The sequence below is a fragment of the Corallococcus exercitus genome, assembly GCF_003611585.1.
GTDB lineage: Bacteria > Myxococcota > Myxococcia > Myxococcales > Myxococcaceae > Corallococcus > Corallococcus exercitus.
The window spans coordinates 1-3,012 of record NZ_RAVW01000673.1 but is presented as its reverse complement, the minus strand read 5'-3'; the positions used below and the strand labels follow the sequence as shown (position 1 = coordinate 3,012).

The following is a 3,012-nucleotide window of genomic DNA, read 5'->3' as shown; positions in this document are numbered from 1 at the left end:
AGATGTGTATAAGTGACAGGCCGTGGGGCGGGCACAGGCGAGGGCGCTGGCGACCACCAGCGCCGCGAAGGGGCTGCGCGAGGCGTGTGCCCTTCCCCGGCTCACCGGGAGGGGTTCCGCACCTGCACCGTGGAGCGGAGGAACTGCCCCTCCGGTCCGTACTCCCGCAGGGTCCGCCGGTCGCCTTCCTGGAAGGCAACGATCTTCACGACGGGTACCAGCTCGCCCGCTTCGTTCTTCGCGAAGCGGATGGAGGGGGGGACCTCCTTGGCGTCGACGGTCTTGGTGACTTCCTTCGTCGCGCCATCGACGAACTGGATGGTCCCCGGATGCTTGGGCTCACTCATGACTTGAAGTTCCTCTCGTTTCCGCGCGTCACGGTTTCCCAGCGATCAGTGAGTCGATGATCTTGAAGCGCTCGGGCATCATCGCCCGGACCTCCGCCTCCTGCGACGTCCCCTTCACCTGCTGGTAGAGCTGGAGCGTCTCGCCGAAGTCCTCGCCCACGGATGCCTTCGCATACTTCGAAGGCACGATGCCGTCGCTCTTCACCGCGGCCTTCCAGCCATCCCAGCGCTTGTCGCTGTCGTCGGAGCCCCACGTCTTCATGGAGAGCGTGTGGCCCGTCTCGTGGATCATCGTGCCGTCGAGGTAGTCCTGGGACTGCTTCGGCTTGCTCGGATAGACATTGATGACGCCGTCGGCGCCAGCCGTCATGTACGAGGAGAAGTTGGGATCGTTGTACTCCTTGGCCCAGTAGGCGTCGTCGGGGTTCGGCTTGCCCTCGACCAGCACCTCCTTCACGAGCGCGCGGCTGGACTTGGGCAGCGCGGCGAGCCCCTTGGCCACCTCGTCGATGCTGTGGGTGGAGGTCTTGTCCATCTTCTTGGGCAGGTAGACGGGGATCTTCCTGCCGTCCACCTCCACCTCGTACTTCACGGCGTCGGCCTTGCCGCTCTGGAACTCGATGTCCTTCGCCTTCGTGGGCCCGTGCAGCGTGTAGGGCAGCCGCTTGTCCTTGAAGGCATCCTTCTGGGGCGACACCACGTCTGGCGTGGCGGGCTGGTCGGTGAGGAACTTCTGGAGCTGCGCGGTCTGCTTGCCCGCGTCCGCCTTCTTGTAGGCGTCGGTGCCCAGCTTCTTGTCCAGCGCCGCGCGCGCGGGCCCGGACAGGTCGCGGTTGGTGCCGCCCACGTAGCGCAGCAGCTTCTGCTGATCCGCCGGCTTCATCCCCTGGAAGCCGGGAGACGCCGCGAGCGCGTTGAGCGTCTTGCAGGCCGCGCTGTTCTTCGGATGGAGCGCGAGCTGCTCATCCAGGGTCTTGCGGACGTCCGCGCCCAGCTTCGTGGTGTCCTGGCTCGCCCCGGCACCGGCCCTGGCGCCGGCCGTGGCACCGGCCTTGGCACCCTCCGCCTGGGGCTTGGGACGGGCGGTGTCCGCCTCCTCGAAGCGGCTCTCGTAGCGGGCCTCGCGGAGGTCGCTGGGCTCGGTCGCGGCCGTGTTCTTCTGCGCCGCCTTGGGCGGAGGAGGAGGTGTACCTGCGGACCGCGAGAGCGGCGATGGGCCTGTTCCGGCGCCCCCAATGCGACGGGTCATGATTCGATCCTGGAGAAGCTCGCCCGGCATCCCCAAGAGGCCGGGAGGTTCTGTCCCCCATGCTACCGGAAACGCGGGTTCTCCGAGCAGCCGCCTGGCGAGGGCTGTGCGGAAGGGGATTACATGCCCATGCCGCCGTCAACCGGCGGTCCGATGCGCGTGAGGCGCGCCGTCTCGGCCTCGAAGGCGGCGAGGCGCTCGTCGCGGGAGTCTGGTCCGGCGTCGGGATGACGGACTCGAGGTCCTCGGGCGCGAAGCAATCCGGCCGCTCGAGCTCCACCCAGCCGTGGTGCACGCGGGCGGGCACGGCGATGACGCCGCTGCCGGTGCCCTCCCAGCGGGTCTCACGCACCCGCACGGCGCGGGGGACCTCAGAGGTGCGCGCGGATGGCCTGGAACCAGCGCTCCGCCATCTTCTCCTCACCAATGAGATTCGGATGGATCCCGTCATACGTGTCCGTCGAGGGGGTGAAGCCGGTCCACTGGTCCACCACGTAGACAGGCGAGTCCTGCGTGCTCTTGGCCTCGGCCAGCCCGGGCATGCGCTGGTTGAGGGACTGGAGCTTCAGCGACAGACTGGCGCCCGAGGTGGGGATGATCTGCGCCAGGAACACCTTTACCCGGGGGTTCACCACGCGCAGCCGGTCGATGATCTGCTCCAGCTCCGACACGGTGCTGTCCTCTGTCTGGTCATAGTACGTGTCGTTGGTGCCCAGGTGGATGAGCACCAGGTCGGGACGCGTGCTCGCGGCCCAGTTGGAGATGTTCGCGAGCACCTGATCCGCCCGCCAGCTCCAGTGGCCCTCATGGTCGCGGTCGAACCAGGCCGAGGAGCAGGTGTTCTCCCCCAGGTAGCCCGTCGACAGGGTGCCCACGAAGTCCGCCCTGTAGCCCTTCCTGGTCAGCTTGCGCCAGAGCTGGCACCGGTAGCTGCCGCGCCCCGCCGCCCCCTGGGTGATGGAGTCGCCCAGCGGCATCACCTTCTTCGGCACCAGCGCGGTGACCCCCGCCGCCTCCGTGCCCAACGCCTCCAGCGAGTCCCCTTCCAGCGTGCCGCCGCAGCCGAGCATTCCCAGCAGCGCCACGCCCAGCGCGCACCCCACCTGGTTCATCCTCCGATGCATCAAAAAGCCCCCCTCCAGGAGTCCTGTTCATGAACTCCATCCCCCCAGAACCGCAACCAGGCCTGTTTCATTGGAAGACCGTCATCCAGGCCCCAAACAGGGATGTGGCATTGAAGCCACTTCGCATGTCCCTGCGGCTCGCGGTGTTGGTCCTGGGCATTGCCCTCGCATCGCGGTGCACGCCAGCAGGGAGCGCCAGGATGGAATGGGATTGCAAGGGCAGACTCTCCGGCGAGGAGGCGGACCTGGCGCGCGCGGTGGATCCACAGGGCCTTGGCCCCTCCCCTGCGCC

General features: G+C 67.7%; 4 protein-coding genes. 1 reads left to right on the top strand and 3 read right to left on the bottom strand.

All coding sequences use genetic code 11. The features are described 5' to 3' along the window. Positions 1–101: 101 nt before the first annotated feature. The 3 genes from D7W79_RS40650 to D7W79_RS40640 form a co-directional block, all read right to left on the bottom strand. Positions 102–347 (bottom strand): hypothetical protein, encoded by a 246-nt coding sequence (locus tag D7W79_RS40650; RefSeq protein ID WP_120530563.1) that lies wholly within the window; start codon positions 345–347, stop codon positions 102–104. A 28-nt stretch (positions 348–375) separates the two neighbouring features. Then, positions 376–1,596: a hypothetical protein gene (locus D7W79_RS40645; RefSeq protein ID WP_120530562.1), complete on the bottom strand. Its 1,221-nt coding sequence runs from the start codon at positions 1,594–1,596 to the stop codon at positions 376–378. Between the two features lie 371 nt (positions 1,597–1,967). After that, positions 1,968–2,720 (bottom strand): SGNH/GDSL hydrolase family protein, encoded by a 753-nt coding sequence (locus D7W79_RS40640; RefSeq protein ID WP_244222252.1) that lies wholly within the window; start codon positions 2,718–2,720, stop codon positions 1,968–1,970. A 29-nt stretch (positions 2,721–2,749) separates the two neighbouring features. Here D7W79_RS40640 and D7W79_RS44645 point away from each other — a divergent pair. Continuing rightward, a partial coding sequence (locus D7W79_RS44645) for a hypothetical protein (protein WP_208729976.1) occupies positions 2,750–3,012 on the top strand: 263 nt, incomplete at its 3' end.

Bases quoted from the DNA above. Each gene is read 5' to 3' on its own strand.
- D7W79_RS40650 (WP_120530563.1), bottom strand. From the start codon at position 347: ATGAGTGAGCCCAAGCATCCGGGGACCATCCAGTTCGTCGATGGCGCG.
- D7W79_RS40645 (WP_120530562.1), bottom strand. From the start codon at position 1,596: ATGACCCGTCGCATTGGGGGCGCCGGAACAGGCCCATCGCCGCTCTCG.
- D7W79_RS40640 (WP_244222252.1), bottom strand. From the start codon at position 2,720: ATGCATCGGAGGATGAACCAGGTGGGGTGCGCGCTGGGCGTGGCGCTG.